Raw genomic sequence first — 17314 nt, forward strand, 5'->3', positions numbered from 1 at the left:
TCAATGGGGCTGTTTGCGGATACCCAGACGATAAAGCACCGGAGAGAACAGCATATTGCTCAGCGCAAACAGCAGCGCCACGGCAACCGCTTCCCACAACGGCAAGGATAACCAGAGCCACGCCATAGCCATGGGCAGCAAGGCTTCAGGCAACTGGTCCAGCCATAATGCCCGGGCACTGGACTTGAGCCCCATCCGACGTTTGACAAAACTGCTGACAAGGTCCCCCAGCAGGGCCAGCAAACCGAACAACGCGCCAAACAACCAGCCCAGCCCCACCCAGGCCGAAAACAACAGACAAGACATGGTGCCCGCGACCAATCCTCGCCAGGTCTTGCTTGGGCCTAGCACCGGGCGACCATCCCGCCAAACCCGACCGCCATCCACAGGCCGGTTGCCGGTCTGATGCAACAGCCTGGCCACGACCACCGGCGAGCCATTGGCCAGAACCAGCATGACAAACAGCTCCAGGGACAGCAGCAAGAATGACTCCTCCGGTCTTGCCCGCTCAGGTCAACCCTCCACGGGTGAGCTTGAGTGGATCCATCAGTTTTTCCAGGTGTTGACGGCTGAGGCCGCTGCGCTCCTCGGCCACATCAATCACCGGCCGACCGGTGCGGTAGGCTTCCTTGGCGATATCCGCCGCCAGGGTATAGCCAATCTCTGGATTCAAGGCCGTCACCAGTACCGGATTACGCCCGACACCGGCATTCAGATTATCAGCGTTCACCGTAAAGCCGTTCATCGCTTTGTCTGCGAGGATAGCGGAGGCCCCGGTTAACAGGCCGATCATGTCCAGCAGGTTGCCCCCCACCAGAGGCAGCATCACATTGAGCTGAAAATTTCCGGACTGGCCGGCAATGGCCACCGCATTGTCCAACCCCATCACCTGGGCGCCCACCATGGCAACCGACTCAGGAATAACCGGGTTCACCTTGCCCGGCATGATGCTACTGCCAGGCTGCAATGCCGGCAGGCTGATTTCTGCCAGCCCGTGAATCGGACCGCTGTTCATCCAGCGCAGATCGTTGGCAATTTTGGTGAGCACCACCGCCACACCCCGCAGCTGGCCTGACAGGGCGACAGGCGCATCGACAGCGCTTTGACCAACAAATTTGTGCTCCATGGAACGGAACGGGTAGCCGGTGTTGCTGCGCAGGAACTTGATAAACTGACCAGCGAATTCAGACGCCGCATTAACGCCGGTACCCACCGCGGTGCCACCCTGGGGCACATCCGCCAGTTCATCCATTGCCTGCTCAAGACGTTTCTCAGCCAGGGCCAGCTGTTCCCGCCAGGTCCGTAATTCCTGGCCCAGGGTCACCGGCATGGCGTCCATCAGGTGAGTACGACCGGTTTTGACCTGGGCATTCAGTTCCGCTTCCCGCTCGTAAATGACACCCCGAAGGTGCGACAGGGCTGGCAGCAATTGCTCTTTTACGGCCAAAAGCGAACTGACGTGGATAGCCGTTGGTATCACATCGTTGGAGCTCTGGCTCATATTAACGTGATCATTAGGGTGGACATCGACACCCTGATTCCGGGCAATGGCCGCAATCACTTCGTTTACATTCATGTTGGTGCTGGTGCCGGAGCCGGTCTGATACCGATCCACCGGAAACTGGTCTGCGTGTTCGCCCTGGATCAGTTGATCACAGGCGTCGGCAATAGCGTCTCGTAAACCGGCATCCAGCAACCCCAGCGACGCGTTGGCCTGGGCTGCCGCCCACTTGATCTGCGCCACCGCCACAATGAACCGGGCCGGCATCGGCTGACCACTGACCGGAAAGTTATCGATGGCCCTTTGGGTTTGCGCGCCCCACAGGGCATTCGCGGGTACCTTGACTTCACCCAGGCTGTCTTTTTCCGTTCTGAACTCACTCATTGCGTCCTCCTTTTTGCTTGCCAGACGGGACACTAAGCCCCTCGGTCCTGCGATCTTAGCCTGACATGGTCGCAAATGCCGGTCACTTGCTCAAAATTGAGAATCAGTGTGTGGACGGTGTTGGTGTAGGTATCATGCAGATGAAATTTGGTACGGGCATGCTCGGTGTGGCTCATGACGGTCTCCTGAATCAAGGACTGGTTCAGGAATAAGTGTAGTCGTAAAGCGCAAGCCCGTGGGGTCAGGTTGACGGGGCGGCAAGACTGGCCAGCAACGCCCGCAAACGGTTGGGCTTGACGGGTTTGTTAAGGATGGGAAGATACTGGGCCCTGAGCAGCGTGCGCACTTCATCACTGCGATCAGCAGTGATGATGGCCGCAGGAACATCATGGTCAAGTGCACGGCGAACGGCGTAGACAGCCTCACAACCGGTCGCGTTATTGTCCAGGTGGAAATCCGCCAGAATCACGTCCGGGACCAGGCCCTCACTCAGCATGTCCAGAGCACTGGATTCGCCGTCGGCCGGAAACACCTCACAACCCCAACCTTCGAGCAACGCGGCCATGCTTTCAAGCACCGCGGGCTCGTTGTCGACCACCAACACCGCCAGTCCGTCAAAGTTTCCGTGGGTGGCACCTCCGGCTGGAGATTGGCTTCGCCGGGCCTCATTTACCCGGTGTTCAAGCGGGATCGACACCTCAAATCTCGAACCTCGGCCGGGCCGTGAGTTCACCCGGATTCCGTAACCCAGAACCCGCACCATGCGCTCCACAATGGCCAGTCCCAATCCGACGCCTTGGCGACCGCCGGTGCCCTGGGGCAGTAGCTGGTGAAACTCAGTGAAAATATCCTGCAGCTTGTGGGCCTCGATCCCCACACCGGTGTCCCAGATTTCAATGGCCAGCCGATCCCGACGTTGCCTGACAGAGAGCATTACGCCGCCCTCACGGGTATAGCGGAAGGCATTACTCAACAGGTTACGGACAATCCGTGCCAGCATTCGGGGGTCGGTCCGAAGTGATACCGATGGCACCCGGAGCCGGAACTGCAATCCGGCATTGGTAGCCACCGCCTCAAATTCTTCGCCCAACCCTTTCAGCATGGCAGCCAGATTGAGACAGGTCAGATCCGGCTTCATTGCCTGCTGGTCGAGTTTGGAAATATCCAACAAATCGGCCAACAAATCCTCGGCACCTTCCAGGGCCCGGTGCACCTGATGCACCATCCGGTTTTCCGCCTCGGGTAACTGACTGTCCTGCAGGGCCGAAATCATCAGCCTGGCAGCATTCAGGGGTTGCAGCAGGTCATGACTGGCCGCCGCAAGATACTTGTCTTTACTGCGATTGGCTTCTTTGGCGGCGTTCACCGCCACTTTCAACTCCTGCTCAACCTTTTCCCGCTCCTCAATCTGATAACGCAGGTCCACGTTGACGTTTTGCAACGCCTCGGTGCGTTCCTCCACGCGTTTTTCCAGTTCGGCGTTCAGCTGCTCAAGTTTCTGCCGGGCCTGCACCCGCTCGGTAATGTCGGCAACGAAGGTTTCCACCACTTCCGGCCCAAGATCCGGCCGGCGGAGCATGGTTAGTGCCACATACACGGGGGTCTGGTCTGCTCGCCGAAGACGGGTCTCGCGAGCGCTCAGGCTGCCATGGTCGAGCAGTTCCTGGCGAAGCTGATCAAACTCTGCGGCGCTGCAGAACAGCTGCTCCCTGAGTCGAATCACTTTTTTCTGCAATTGCTCCGGGTTGTCATAGCCGCAGATTCGGGCCATGGCAGGATTGCAGGCCAGAAAACCACCACGCAGGTTGGCCTGGAAGATGCCGTGCAGAGCGTTCTCAAACAGCCATTTGTAGCGGTTGCGCTCCTGCTCCAGTTCCTCCAGGCGCTCCTGCAACGCGGGGTAATAGCTTTTTCGGGCTGACTGGCTGCTGAGCCCCAACAGATCGCCGATGTCGTAACCGGTGCTGGTTGGGTCAGAGGGCTTCTTCATAGACCACCTGAACATCCCGAAGTGACGACTTCCTTGGGTTGGTCAGTATGCAGGGGTCCTTCAATGCATAGCCGGAAAGGTAGGGAATATCAGAGGTGGTGACGCCGAGCTCCTTGAGCCGCGCCTCCAGGCCAACGGTCTTCTTGAGTTCAATAATGCGGGTCATCAACCGTGCCTTGACCTGTGCCCCGTTCATACCCCGGGTATCAATCGCCATGGCCTCAGCAACCCGGCGGAACCGGTCCTCGGCGGAAGGGAAATTATAGGCCACCACATGCTCCAGCAGCAGTGCATTACAGAGGCCATGGGGCAGATCCAGAAAACCGCCCAGGCTGTGGGACATCGCATGGACAGCCCCCAGAATGGCATTGGAGAAGGCCAGCCCCGCCTGCATGGACGCCAGCATGATCTGCTCTCGCAACACCGGGTTTGACGGGTTTGCCACCAGCGCTTCCAGGTTGCCGTTGATCAGTCGTATCGCTTCCAGTGCATGGGTATCGGTCAAAGGCCCGCTGCCGGTAGAAACAAAAGCCTCGATGGCGTGCACCAGTGCATCCACCCCGGTACAAGCGGTGAGGTAGGCGTCCATGGTTTCAGTGACTTCCGGGTCGATCAGCGAGACGTCCGGCACCACCGCTTTGCTGATGATGGAAAACTTGAAGCGCCGATTGGGGTCCAAAATGATGGCAAACTGCGAGACGTCTGCTGACGTTCCGGCGGTGGTGGGAATCAGGATCAGTGGTGGCGAAGGATTACGGATGGTATCCACACCCTCAAATTCCAGGATGCTGCGGCCATGGCTGGCCACAATGCCGATACCCTTGGCGCAATCCATGGGGCTGCCGCCGCCGATCGCCACGATGACATCGCATTCGCTGGCCCGGTAGAGCTCGGCACCGGCCATCACCTCATCTACTTTGGGATTGGGCGACACCGCTGTAAACGTGGTACAGCGCAACCCCGCCTCAATCAAAAGGGTTTCAACTTCGGCAACCCAGCCAGCGGCGACAACCCCAGGGTCAGACACCAGGAATACATGGCGGGCACCAAAATTACTGGCAAAGTTAGCAACCGACCGGCGAGAACCGGCGCCAAAGACGATCTCTGGAGAAACAAACTTGCGCAGCGCGGAAATATCGTAGCTCATGACGCTCAGGGATAACCGTTTTGTTGTTATAGGAGTAGTCGAGAGTTTAACTCAGTTTGTGCGCTGGTTCATTGTCCTTTTGGCGTATCTTGGGGTCGTCTGGGGCCAGGCTTCCATAGAACCGGTACAGCGATTCTAGCATGTGCGCCTGATTATCTGCCCTCTGAAACCCGTGGCCTTCATCCTCATACCAGTGCAGTTCCACCGGCTGGCCCCGGGCCTGAAGCGCGGCTACCATGCGCCGGGTTTGCTCAGGCACCACAACGGCATCTTTCCCGCCCTGAAAAAAAATCGCTGGGCAGCGTATCCGGTCAGCGTGCAGCGCCGGCGTACGTGCCTGCCAGCGGGCATAATGTGATTGCGGATCTCCCAGCAGCCAGTCCAGGTAACCGGATTCAAACCGGTGGGTAGCAGTACGAAGGTGCCGTGGATCGGTCACGCCAAACAGGCTGCCAACGGCTTTGAAGCGGTCAGTCTGCACCGCCGCCATCAGTGCCGTATAGCCTCCGGAGCTTCGGCCCTGAATGAATACATTGTTGGCGCAGACCAGCCCTTGTGCCGTCAGATAATCCGCGCAGCGCACCATGTCCAGTACATCCGCTTCGCCCCACCGGCCGGCCAGACGAAGACGAAAATCCCGACCCGCACCGGTGCTGCCGGTGTAATTCACCTCCGCTACGGCAAAGCCCCGCTGACACCAGAACTGAACCTGGGGGTTGTAGACCGCATAGGCGGCTGACGTGGGGCCGCCGTGGGCGATCAGGATGACCGGTGGTGCCGCGGTGGGTGCTGATACTGGAGGGTATAGAAACCCTTGAACCGAGGGCGTGTCGGGCGTTTCCGCATCCGCTACAAAAGCGACGGGCACCACCGGCACCATGATTGAACGATCCGGCACTTGCCCGCCAGCCAGAATGGTTGCCGAGCCGGAGTCCGCACACACTTTCAGAACCGCATCGTGCCGCTCTGCAGCCCGCCCTACGCACACAAGGCCGTCGGCTGACGGAGTCAGATCCCGGAAATCCGTCCAGCCCTCAGCCACTCTCTGACTCTGGCCGGCCCGTTCCAGCCAAAGCTCACCGATACCCTGACGGTATTGCACTCTGGCCCAACCACTCTCACGCAACGGGCAACTATGCCGCTCACCCAGTTGCCATGGGGCGTTGGCGTGATCGAGCATGGGCGCCGTGCTTTTCAGCCACTGGTCGCGGCCACCCTTGCGCGTTACCTGCCAGGGCTGCCACCAGCCCTCATGGTCGGATATGACCCACAGATGCTCACCGGCAAACTGCGGTTGCTGAACCGAGCCGGAAACCGGCGGGGGCTGCCCTGACGCACCTGCAATATTACCGTCAGCAGTGACCGTTGCCTGCCAGAGCGTTGACTGCAACCAGGGCATATCCGGCAGTTGCCAGCTGCACCAGGCCATGCGAATACCGTCCTGGCTGACCTCCGGCGCGCCGTAGAAGTCCAGCCCCTGGTGTAACACCCGGACTTGCCCCGTGGCCTCGAGAGCCATCAACGCCTGTTGTTGATGCCGTTCACGCACCGCCAACACCCGGTCATGTTGCGGATCTGCCACCAGGCCTCCCCAGGTATTGTCAGCGTCCGAAACCAGCAAGGTTCGTTTACCCGTTATACGGTCCAGCTGCCAGACCCGTTGGTCATCCGCCACCCAGATCACTCGCCCCGGCAGTACCGCATAGGCGCCACCCCCGTAGCCATTCAGGCGACTCCTGATACTGCCCGGGCCGGTGTTGACCTGGCAAATACCAGAGTGATCGGCTTGCCAGAGGGCAACAGAACCGGTTTCAGGATGGGAGGCAAGCCAGAAAATGGTGTCGCCGCACACTCTCAATTGGGTGTATTGGGAGAAACCAGCGCAGGCGTCCAGCGCGGAAATCGGCTCAGCCACGGTAAAGCAGTTTGGAGTTCCGGGCATTGCGGTATATCAGGTCATCCAGCCCCGCCGTGGCGTGATCAGCGGCGGTGCGGGCCGCCAGAATCCGATCATGGTGAGGTGATTTGGCGCAGACCGGGTCGGCGTTATCAGCATTACCGGTCAGCAAATAGGCCTGGCACCGGCAGCCGCCAAAATCCTTGTCTTTTTCATCGCAGGAGCGGCAGGGTTCGGGCATCCAGCTGTCACCGCGGTAATGGTTGAAGCCGGGGCTGTGATACCAGATGTCGTTCAGGGACTGGGTTTGCACGTTGGGAAAATCGATCGGCAACAGCCGGGCGCTGTGGCAAGGCAAAGCGGTGCCATCGGGTGCCACGGTCAGGAACAGGTTGCCCCAGCCATTCATGCAGGCCTTCGGGCGCTCCTCGTAGTAGTCCGGGGTGACGAAGATCACCTTCATGGGGCAGCCACGGTTACGGAGATCGTGCCGGTAGTCATTTACCTCCTGTTCTGCCTGGACCAGCTGGGCTTTGGAGGGCATCAACCCTTCCCGATTTTTGAATGCCCAGCCATAGTACTGGCAGGTGGCCAACTCCACGTAATCGGCATCCAGGTTTTCACACAGGGCCAGAATGTCGTTCATCTGGTGAATGTTATGGCGGTGGATCACAAAGTTGAGCACCATCGGGTAGCCGGCGGCCTTGACCGCCCTGGCCATAGCCAGTTTCTGGTCGAAGGCTTTGCGAGAGCCGGCCACGGCATTGTTCAGTTCAGGGTCTGAAGCCTGAAAGCTGACCTGAATGTGGTCCAGCCCCGCCTCGGCAAACGCCTGCACCTTCGCTTCAGTCAGCCCGATGCCGGAGGTAATCAGATTGGTGTAATACCCCAGCTCCCGCGCTCCGGCGATCAGCTCCGGCAGATCCTGCCGCACCAGCGGCTCGCCGCCTGAGAAGCCCAATTGGGCCGCACCCATAGCCCGCCCCTGGCGCAACACATCCAGCCACTGCTCGGTGCTGAGTTCGTGCTCCTGGCTGGCGTAATCCAGCGGATTGGAACAATAAGGGCATTGAAGCGGGCAGCGGTAGGTCAGCTCCGCCAACAACCAAAGGGGTGGCCCGACCTGCCCTGCGGCTACCGTCATGACAGTTCGATCCACTGTTGCTGAACGGCTTCTGCCAGAAATGCCTCCACATCGGCCGCCAGCGGACCTGCATCCGGGAACTGCTGTTCCAGGGACTGGATAATCTCGTTTGCCGGGCGAACGCCATCCACTTCCGCCAGGATGGCGCCGGCGCTGCCGTTGAGCTTGACCATACCTTCCGGATACAACAACACATGGCTTTCCTGAACCGGTTCCCATTGGAACCGGAAACCACGGCGGAGTTTGGGTATTTTCTCCAGGGTCATGGTAACGCTCCTTACAGGCCCCGATGCCAGACCGGCTGATCGGTGACCGTATGGTACGGCGGTGTGTGATGAACGTAAGCCATGGTCAGGGCATCCAGCAACGACCAGAGAATGTCCAGTTTGAACTGCAGAATGTCGAACGCCCGCTGCTGTTGGCCCGCGGTAACAAAATGGTCCAGGGTAATGGCCAGGCCGTGCTCCACGTCCCGTCTGGCCTCCGATAGGCGTTTGCGGAAATAACGGTAGCCATTCTCCTCAATCCACGGGTAATGCTGCGGCCAGCTGTCGAGCCGCGACTGGTGGATTTCCGGCGCAAAAAGCTCGGTCAGTGACGAGCAGGCCGCCTCTTGCCAGGTTGCCCGGCGCGCAAAGTTGAAATAAGCATCGACCGCAAAACGCACACCCGGGAGAACATGGCGTTCATCAATCACTTCTTCCCGGCTCAAGCCAACGGCCTCAGCCAGCGTCAACCAGGCCTCGATACCGCCCACATCCCCCTCATGGCCATCGTGGTCCAGAATGCGCTGCAGCCACAGGCGTCGCACCGAGGCATCCGGGCAGTTCGACATGATGGCGGCATCCTTCTGTGGAATCCGCACCTGGTAGTAGTATCGATTGGCGACCCACCCACGGATCTGTTCCGGCGTGCACTGGCCGCTGTACATGGCTCGATGATAAGGGTGGTGAATATGGTAGTAGGCGCCTTTATCTCTGAGGGCCTGTTCGAAATCCTGCCGGTTCATGGCGGTGTTGGCTTTGGCGTTCATGGTTGCCCCGTCAGTTCAAAATGCATTCCGTCCCGGGCGACTTCGATGCCATGGGCCGTGAGCTCTGCCCGTTCCGGCGAGTCTTCGTCGAGTATCGGATTGGTATTGTTGATGTGGATCAGCACCTTGCGCCGCGCCGGCATGCCGTCCAGCAACTCGATCATGCCACCGGTGCCAGACTGGGCGAGATGCCCCATGGCCTGGCCGGTTTTGGTACCCACTTCCTGACGAATCATCTCGTCGTCGTGCCAGACCGTGCCATCTACCAGAAGCAAGTCCGCCCGCTGCATCCAGCCGCGAATGCGGGCATCGGGCTGCCCCAGGCCGGGCGCATAGAGCATGGTCTGCCCGGTGCGGGTGTCTCGGATAAAGAGGCCGATATTGTCACCCGGATGAGGATTATCCCGGCGCGGGGAGTATGGCGGGGCGTTACTGAGCAACGGAATGGCCGTCAATTCAAGGGACGGCGCACAGGGCAGGCTGAAGGGCTGCTGCTCATCGGCCGGGATCTCTCGCCAGTTCAGCCCGCCGTTCCAATGGCTCAGCATGGTGAACAGCGGGAAGCCGGAACTGAGATCATCGTGCACCTGCCGCGTGCACCACACATCCATCGGCAGCCCCTCGCGAAGGGACAATAGCCCGGTAGTGTGGTCCACCTGGCTGTCCATCAGAACCACCGCAGAGATGCCAGTATCCCGCAGTGCCCGCGCCGGCTGCATGGCCGGGAAAGCCGCTAGTTGGGCACGAATATCTGGTGAAGCGTTAAACAGAATCCAGCGTTCGCCATCCTCGGAGATAGCAATGGACGACTGGGTGCGAGCGGTCGCATTCAGCGTACCGGCGCGAAAGCCGGCACAGTTGCGGCAGTTGCAGTTCCATTGGGGAAAACCGCCGCCGGCGGCCGAGCCCAGAATATGCAGGTGCATCAGCAGATCTCCCGAGCGGGAACGACCAGCCGCAGGGCTGGCCGGCCAGGGCTCACCGGTTGGCGAAGTACATGGTGACTTCAAAACCGATCCGCAGGTCTTCGTAAGCTGGCTTGGTCCACATGATGCTCACCTCTTGTCGTGATTATTAGTGCGTTGCATGTTGGTGCGAACGGGCTTTTGCCAGATGCACACCTTCATCGTAATCACAGACGCTGGCACCCCATATGGTACTTTGGAACTGTTTTCCGCCGGCTGAAAGTAGCAGTGGTTTGCCCCCGAGGTTGAATTGAGTCCAGCCCCCAACGGCCTAGCATGGGAGAAGAACAAGAATAACCTCAGGAGACCACCATGGCCGGGCGCTTTCTGCTCTCGCTACTGCTTTGTTGTCTGGCTGCAACACCCCTGCGGGCAGAACTTTCCGACGACACCCGGCAGATCATCCAGGAACTGTTTCCCTCGGCCACCATTATCGAAGAGCAACTGGCGGATTTCCCGGTGTATCCGGTTTACCAGCTCCAGGAACTGCTGGGTTACGCCTACGTTTCAACAGACTTCAGCAAATTGCCGGGCTTCGCCGGCAAGCCGATTACCATGATGATCGGCCTCGATACACGGGGTCGTTTCACCGGCGTGCGGGTACTGCACCACCACGAGCCGGTATTCCTTCATGGCCTGGGGGAGGAATCGCTCTACGAGTTTGTCGATCAATACGAGGGGCGCGCACTGACGGAGCAGATTGTGGTGAGTTCCTCGGGCCGTTCGGGCCGGACCTCCTCCGGCAATGTGGTGTACTTTGATGGCGTCAGCAAGGCCACGGTGTCGGTTCTGATCATCAACGATTCGGTGCTGTCCTCGGCCCTACAGGTGGCCCGCAACAAGCTTGAGGGCTTCGCCCAGGCTGCCCCCACCCGGGCCCGCCAGGACCTTTACGAACCGCTTACCTGGGAGCAACTATTGGAACGGGGTTACGTGACACGTCTGGAGGTCACGGCCGAGGAGGTGGAACAGCGACTGGGCCGCCCGCTGTCGGATTATCCTGGCAACCTTGAGCCCGATGACGGCGAGGCTTTCTCGGAACTCTATCTGGCCTATATGAACTCCCCTATGGTTGGACGCAACCTGCTGGGAGAGGAGCGATACCGGGCCTTCCGGGAGCGCCTCGGCGACAACGGCAAAGTAATGCTGGTGCTGTCGCGGGGCCGTTATCCCCACGTTGGCGATAACTTTGTGCCGGGCAGCACCCCCGACCGATTTGGTCTGAGCCAGAATCAGCTGTCTGTTGAGATGCGAGACCTGAACTGGCTGGAAAACGGCCAAAGCTTCGCCGCTGCCGGTATGCCGGAGATGACGGCGGTCAACCTGTTCCGGGTGGGCGGTAACGCCGGCTTTAATCCTGGGGCTGAGTCCACTCTGACGCTGAATGCCGTGTTGGCCCGCAACCATCTGGTGGTGGACACCGCCCGTTTCGAGCTGCCGGTAGCCTTCCCGGAAGAGCTGTTTGAGACCGTAGACATTGCTGCCGGACCGACGCAGCACCGGGCGCCCATGTGGATTGGGCTCTGGAAGGAACGCTGGTGGCAAATCACCTTACTGGTGCTAAGCCTCACGGTACTGACGATTTTCTTTGCCCGCCAGAAAACCCTGACCCGGCATCCGAAGCTGGTTCACCGGTTCCGCTGGGGCTTCCTGTTCTTCACCCTGTTCTTTATCGGCTTCTACGCCCAGGGCCAGTTGTCGGTGGTGAATATCTACACCTTACTGCTGGCCATCAAGGATGGTTTCAGCCTGAACATGTTCCTGCTGGACCCGGTGATCTTTATCCTCTGGACCTACACGTTCGTCACCCTTTTCATCTGGGGTCGGGGGGTGTTCTGTGGCTGGCTGTGCCCGTTTGGCGTGCTGCAGGAGATGGCCTCCTGGCTGGGCCAGAAACTCCGGTTCCGGCAGATCAAGGTACCGGAGCGCTGGCACCGGAAGCTGATTCTGATCAAGTACCCGGTGCTGCTGGCCATCGTTATTGCTTCGTTTTATTCGCTGACGCTGGCGGAACAGCTATCTGAAGTGGAACCCTTCAAAACCAGCATCACGTTGTTCTTCGTGCGCTACTGGCCGTTTGTGGTCTATGCGGTGGCACTGCTGGCGGTGGGTATGTTTATCCACAAGTTTTACTGCCGTTACCTGTGCCCCCTGGGGGCAGGCCTGGCGGTATTGGGCAAGTTCCGGATTTTCAGCTGGCTGGAGCGGGTTGACCGTTGCGGACAGCCCTGCCAGCACTGCAAGAATGCCTGTGGCATCAACGCCATTCGCAAGGATGGCCGGATCGATTATGACGAGTGTATCCAGTGCCTGGAGTGCGTGGTGATTCTCCGCGACCAGAACCAGTGCGTGGATGCCATTGTCCGCAACAAGCAGCAACAAAAGCAGGCACGGATTCTGGCCACGGACGCGGCCGGGGCCTGAATCAGCCCGCTACGGGAATAACGATACGACCGCGGATCTTGCCGTCCATGAGACGGCTGGCCGCATCGATGGCATCATCGAAGGCCACTTCGGTGATCATACTGTCGAGCAGCTCCGGGGACAGGTCCTCGGCCAGTCGTTTCCACGCGTAAAGGCGGTCTGCTTTCGGGGCCATCACACTGTCGATGCCACACAGGGTCACGCCGCGCAGGATGAACGGTGCCACGGTGGACGGGAAGTCCATGCCGGCGGCCAAGCCGCAGGCCGCGACCACACCCTGGTATTTCATACCGGCGCAGACATTCGCCAGCACCTGGCCACCAGCCACATCGATGGCCCCGGCCCAGGTCTCGCGGGCGAGGGGTTTACCCGGTTCACTCAGCTCAGCGCGATCCATAATCTGCTTGGCGCCCAGCGACTTCAGATAAGCTTCTTCTTCCTTTCGGCCGGTCACCGCGGTCACGGAATAACCCAGCTTGGCCAGAATGGCGACGGCCACACTGCCAACACCACCGGTGGCACCAGTCACCAGAATATCGCCAGACCCAGGCTTCACGCCGTGCTTCTCCAGGGCGATGACACACAGCATGGCGGTGTAACCGGCGGTACCAATGGCCATGGCCTGACGAGCCGTGAACGGAGCTTGTAAGGGGATCAGCCAGTCGCCGGACAACCGGGCTTTCTGGGCCAAGCCGCCCCAGTGTTTCTCACCCACACCCCAGCCGTTCAGCACCACTTCGTCTCCGGCCTTGAAGTCGGGATTGGACGATTCAGTAACCACACCGGCCAGATCAATACCCGGCACCATCGGATAGGTCTTGGCAATGGGCGCACGGCCGGTAATGGCCAGAGCGTCCTTGTAGTTCAGGGTGCTGTATACCACATCCACAGTCACGTCGCCTTCCGGCAACTGCGCTTCATCTATGGACTTCAGGGACACCTGCTGGTCGCCCCGGCTGCCTTCGATCAGAATACCTTTGAACATATGCCCTCCTCCAATCAGCGGCCAAAGTAAACGCCAGAGCGCCGGCGGTCAGCCTCAGCCAAAAATATAATTTACGAAGTCTCCCTCACTGTAGCGTAAACGGCTGTAAAAATAGAGGAATAAAAAAGGCCCTGGGAAGGGCCTAAGGAGAGTGTAGAAGATCCCGCGCTCCCGAAGGAGCTACCTGACAAATGCCAGGCCAACAATGTGCACCGTCCCTGTGCGGTCACACGAAACGGGACCCGTGTGGATGGGCCCCAACTGCCACTTGCAGATCAGAAGAACCCGAGTGGGTTGGTGTCATAGCTGGTCAACATGCACTTGGTCTGCTGGTAATGCTCCAGCGCCATCTTGTGGGTTTCACGGCCAACACCGGACTTCTTGTAACCACCGAACGCGGCATGGGCCGGGTACGCGTGGTAACAGTTCATCCATACCCGACCGGCCTGAATGTTGCGGCCCATCCGGTAAGCAAGATTAGTGTCGCGGGTCCAGACGCCGGCACCCAGGCCAAACTCGGTGTCGTTGGCGATGGCCAAGGCTTCTTCCTCAGTCTTGAAGGTGGTGACACCCACCACCGGGCCGAAGATTTCTTCCTGGAACACACGCATCTTGTTGTCGCCCTTGAACAGGGTCGGCTGGATGTAGAAGCCGTTGTTGAATTCACCTTCCAGATGCTCACGGTCACCACCGGTCAGCACAACCGCGCCTTCCTGACGGCCAATCTCCATGTACGACATGATCTTGTCGAACTGTTCCTTGGACGCCTGGGCACCCACCTGAACGTCGGTATCCAGCGGGTTGCCACGCTTGATGGCCTTGGTGCGCTCAACCACTTTCTGCATAAATTCTTCGAACATGTCTTCCTGAACCAGCGCCCGTGACGGGCAGGTGCAGACTTCGCCCTGGTTGAAGAACGCCAGCACCAGACCTTCCACGCACTTGTCGATGAACTCCGGCTCAGCCTTCATCACGTCAGAGAAGTAAATGTTCGGTGACTTGCCACCCAGCTCAACGGTAGACGGGATAATGTTTTCAGCCGCGCACTTGAGGATGTGGGAGCCCACCGGGGTGGAGCCAGTAAAGGCGATCTTGGCAATGCGCTTGCTGGTGGCCAGAGCCTGGCCGGCTTCAATACCGTAGCCGTTAACAATGTTGAGCACGCCCGGCGGCAGCAGGTCGCCGATGACTTCCATCAGTACCAGAATGCTGGCAGGGGTCTGCTCGGCGGGCTTCAGCACCGTGCAGTTACCGGCCGCCAGGCACGGGCCCAGCTTCCAGGCCGCCATCAGCAGCGGGAAGTTCCAGGGGATAATCTGGCCAACCACACCCAGCGGCTCGTGGAAATGATAAGCCACGGTGTTGTGGTCGATTTCGCCCATATGGCCTTCCTGGGCACGCAGGCAGCCGGCGAAGTAACGGAAGTGGTCCGCCGCCAGGGGAATATCGGCGTTCAGGGTTTCGCGAACGGCCTTGCCGTTGTCCCAGGTTTCCGCCACCGCGAGCTTCTCGAGATTGGCTTCAATGCGGTCAGCAATTTTCAGCAGGATGTTGGAACGCTCGGTGGGAGACGTCTTGCCCCAGGCCGGCGCTGCTTTGTGGGCGGCGTCCAGCGCCAGCTCGATGTCTTCAGCGGTCGAGCGCGGGATCTCACAGAAAGCCTCGCCAGTGACCGGCGTTATGTTCTCAAAATACTGGCCCTTAACCGGCGCTACCCATTCACCGCCAATGTAGTTCTCATAGCGGGATTTAAAAGAAACAACGGAGCCGTCCTTTCCTGGTTGTGCGTAGATCATGATATCGACCTCTTTGTTGTGTTTGTCGCATGGCAACGCGGCCTTTCGCGTTTACTCATTCAATGTAGACCCCATGCCGGATTCCGTGAATGCGTCGTTGGGGGCGAAAAACTCGTTCCTTGGTAGTAGACGCTTTGAGCAGCTATGCTGAAAAAGCAAAAAGGGCTGCCCGAAGGCAGCCCAAAGGTCGATCAGTCAAGACAACTTACTTGCCAGCCACCCGGTCTTTCGGCAGTTTGAAAGTCCAGACCATGCCGCCCTGGTTAAAGTCTCTGACCACCTTGGCCACTTCACCCCCCCAAAGCGGAACCGCACCACCCCAACCGGAGGCGACGGAGACGAATTGCTCGCCGTCCATCTCCCAGGTCACCGGGGTACCAACCACCCCGGAACCGGTGTTGAACTTCCAGAGCTCTTCGCCGGTTTTGGCGTCAAAGGCTTTCAGGAAACCTTCCGGTGTGCCGGTGAACACCAGGCCACCGGCGGTCGTCATTACGCCACCCCACAGTGGAGCCGGGTTGTTCTGGCGCCAGACTTCTTTACCGGTTTTCGGGTCCATGGCACGCAGCACGCCGATAAAGTCATCGTTAGCCGGCTTGATGGTGAAGCCTGCCCCCAGATAAGCAGCGCCTTTCTTGTAGGACACGGGCTCGTTCCAGATGTCCATGGACCACTCGTTGGAAGGCACATAGAACAGTTCGGTATCCGGGCTGTAAGCCATTGGCATCCAGTTCTTGCCGCCCAGGAAGGCCGGGAAGGCGACAACGGTTTCACCCTTTTCCCCATCCAGGTCCGCCGGGTTACCCGGGCGACCGCCTTCTTTCAGGATCGGGCGACCGGTTTTCGGGTCAAGGCCGGTTGCCCAACTGATGGTGTCGACAAACGGGAAACCGCGAATGAACGAGCCATCCTCACGGTTGAGCACGTAGAAAAACCCGTTACGGTCCGCGGTGGCTGCCGCTTTGATGGTTTTTCCTTTTTCTTTCAGATCAAAGGAAATCAGCTCATTAACACCATCGTAATCCCAGCCATCATTTGGGGTAGTCTGGAAATGCCACTTGATGCTGCCGTCGTTCGGATCGATCGCAACCCGAGACGCGGAGTACAGGTTATCCCCAGGGCGCAGGTGCGAGTTCCAGGGAGCCGGGTTACCGGTACCGAAGAACAGGGTATCGGTTTCCGGATCGTAGGTGCCGCCCAGCCACGTTGCCGCGCCGCCGGTCTTCCACATGTCACCAGGCCAGGTCTTGCCTGCCTCGCCACCGGAAATACCGTTCTCGACTTTCTTGCCATCCTTGTAGACGTAGCCCATGTGGCCCTCAACCGTCGGGCGGGTCCAAAGCAAATCACCGGTGTTGGCGTCATAGGCTTCAACCTTACCCACGATACCGAACTCCCCCCCAGACACGCCGGTAATCAACTTGCCGTTGACCACGATGGGCGCAGCTGTGATGGCATAGCCTTCCTGGTAATCGGCAACCTTCTTGATCCAGACCACCTTACCGGTGTCTTTATTGAGCGCGACCAGCTTGGCATCCAGAGTACCGAAGTAAACCTTGTCACCATATATGGCAGCGCCCCGGTTGATCACGTCACAGCAGGGCATAATGCCGTCGGGCAGGCGGGCATCGTACTGCCACAGTTCTTCACCGGTGCGAGCGTCTACTGCCCACATGCGGGAGTAGGAACCGGTCACGTACATTACGCCATCTTTGATCAGCGGTTGCGATTCCTGGCCACGCTGTTTCTCTCCACCGAAGGAGAACGCCCACGCTGGCTGGAGATATTTAACGTTTTTGGTGTTCAGGGTTTTCATAGGGCTGTAGCGCTGGCCCTGATAGCCCATGCCGTAGGTAACGATACTGTCGATGCTTTGATGGTCGTTCAGCAGGTCTTGGTCGGTGACCGCGTGGGCCCCGAAGGAAACGGCTAATGCAAGGGCACTGGCCGCAAAGGTCTTGCCGATCGCGATTGATCTCATGGTTGCGTTCTCCAATTCTCTTGTTTTCAGATTCGATAGCGAACCGGGAACTTTTCCCGCCTCTCTA

14 protein-coding genes are annotated in these 17314 nt (G+C 59.2%); 1 reads left to right on the forward strand and 13 read right to left on the reverse strand.

Annotation, left to right across the window (positions count from 1 at the left end; translation table 11 throughout):
• From ASQ50_RS07895 to pqqA, 10 genes are all read right to left on the reverse strand, one after another.
• Entirely contained in the window at positions 1-483 is a 483-nt protein-coding gene (locus ASQ50_RS07895) for a CDP-archaeol synthase (RefSeq protein ID WP_058092515.1), read from the reverse strand.
• Positions 484-508: 25 nt separating this feature from the next.
• Positions 509-1885 (reverse strand): class II fumarate hydratase, encoded by a 1377-nt coding sequence (locus tag ASQ50_RS07900; protein WP_058092514.1) that lies wholly within the window; start codon positions 1883-1885, stop codon positions 509-511.
• Positions 1886-2126: 241 nt separating this feature from the next.
• Positions 2127-3875 (reverse strand): NahK/ErcS family hybrid sensor histidine kinase/response regulator, encoded by a 1749-nt coding sequence (locus ASQ50_RS07905; RefSeq protein ID WP_058092513.1) that lies wholly within the window; start codon positions 3873-3875, stop codon positions 2127-2129.
• Positions 3859-5022 carry an alcohol dehydrogenase-like regulatory protein ErcA gene (ercA, locus tag ASQ50_RS07910; protein WP_058092512.1) on the reverse strand — a complete coding sequence of 388 codons (1164 nt, stop codon included), beginning with the start codon at positions 5020-5022 and terminating at the stop codon, positions 3859-3861. Before ercA ends, ASQ50_RS07905 begins: the two co-directional genes overlap by 17 nt.
• A gap of 46 nt (positions 5023-5068) precedes the next feature.
• Positions 5069-6964, reverse strand: a complete 1896-nt coding sequence (locus ASQ50_RS07915) for an alpha/beta hydrolase family protein (RefSeq protein WP_082888455.1) — start codon at positions 6962-6964, stop codon at positions 5069-5071.
• A complete protein-coding gene (gene pqqE / locus ASQ50_RS07920; protein ID WP_058092511.1) occupies positions 6930-8063 on the reverse strand; it encodes a pyrroloquinoline quinone biosynthesis protein PqqE in 1134 nt (377 codons plus the stop codon). Before pqqE ends, ASQ50_RS07915 begins: the two co-directional genes overlap by 35 nt.
• Entirely contained in the window at positions 8060-8329 is a 270-nt protein-coding gene (gene pqqD / locus ASQ50_RS07925; RefSeq protein ID WP_058092510.1) for a pyrroloquinoline quinone biosynthesis peptide chaperone PqqD, read from the reverse strand. Before pqqD ends, pqqE begins: the two co-directional genes overlap by 4 nt.
• Before the next feature lie 11 nt (positions 8330-8340).
• Positions 8341-9096, reverse strand: a complete 756-nt coding sequence (gene pqqC, locus ASQ50_RS07930; protein WP_058092509.1) for a pyrroloquinoline-quinone synthase PqqC — start codon at positions 9094-9096, stop codon at positions 8341-8343.
• The gene (pqqB, locus tag ASQ50_RS07935; protein WP_058092508.1) at positions 9093-10022 is read right to left on the reverse strand and encodes a pyrroloquinoline quinone biosynthesis protein PqqB; all 930 of its coding nucleotides are present in this window, start codon (positions 10020-10022) and stop codon (positions 9093-9095) included. Before pqqB ends, pqqC begins: the two co-directional genes overlap by 4 nt.
• A gap of 52 nt (positions 10023-10074) precedes the next feature.
• On the reverse strand, positions 10075-10146 hold the full coding sequence (pqqA, locus tag ASQ50_RS07940) for a pyrroloquinoline quinone precursor peptide PqqA (protein ID WP_007153157.1): 72 nt from the start codon (positions 10144-10146) through the stop codon (positions 10075-10077).
• Between the two features lie 227 nt (positions 10147-10373).
• On the opposite strand from pqqA, the gene ASQ50_RS07945 reads away from it, so the two are divergent.
• On the forward strand, positions 10374-12485 hold the full coding sequence (locus ASQ50_RS07945) for a NosR/NirI family protein (protein WP_058092507.1): 2112 nt from the start codon (positions 10374-10376) through the stop codon (positions 12483-12485).
• A 1-nt stretch (position 12486) separates the two neighbouring features.
• Here the strand turns inward: ASQ50_RS07945 and ASQ50_RS07950 are convergent, their stop codons facing one another.
• From ASQ50_RS07950 to ASQ50_RS07960, 3 genes are all read right to left on the reverse strand, one after another.
• Positions 12487-13470 carry an MDR family oxidoreductase gene (locus ASQ50_RS07950; RefSeq protein WP_058092506.1) on the reverse strand — a complete coding sequence of 328 codons (984 nt, stop codon included), beginning with the start codon at positions 13468-13470 and terminating at the stop codon, positions 12487-12489.
• A gap of 275 nt (positions 13471-13745) precedes the next feature.
• Positions 13746-15266 (reverse strand): aldehyde dehydrogenase family protein, encoded by a 1521-nt coding sequence (locus ASQ50_RS07955; RefSeq protein ID WP_058092505.1) that lies wholly within the window; start codon positions 15264-15266, stop codon positions 13746-13748.
• Between the two features lie 205 nt (positions 15267-15471).
• Positions 15472-17247 (reverse strand): PQQ-dependent methanol/ethanol family dehydrogenase, encoded by a 1776-nt coding sequence (locus ASQ50_RS07960; protein WP_058092504.1) that lies wholly within the window; start codon positions 17245-17247, stop codon positions 15472-15474.
• Between the last annotated feature and the right edge of the window lie 67 nt (positions 17248-17314).

The organism is Marinobacter sp. LQ44, from assembly GCF_001447155.2.
Taxonomy (GTDB): Bacteria; Pseudomonadota; Gammaproteobacteria; order Pseudomonadales; family Oleiphilaceae; genus Marinobacter.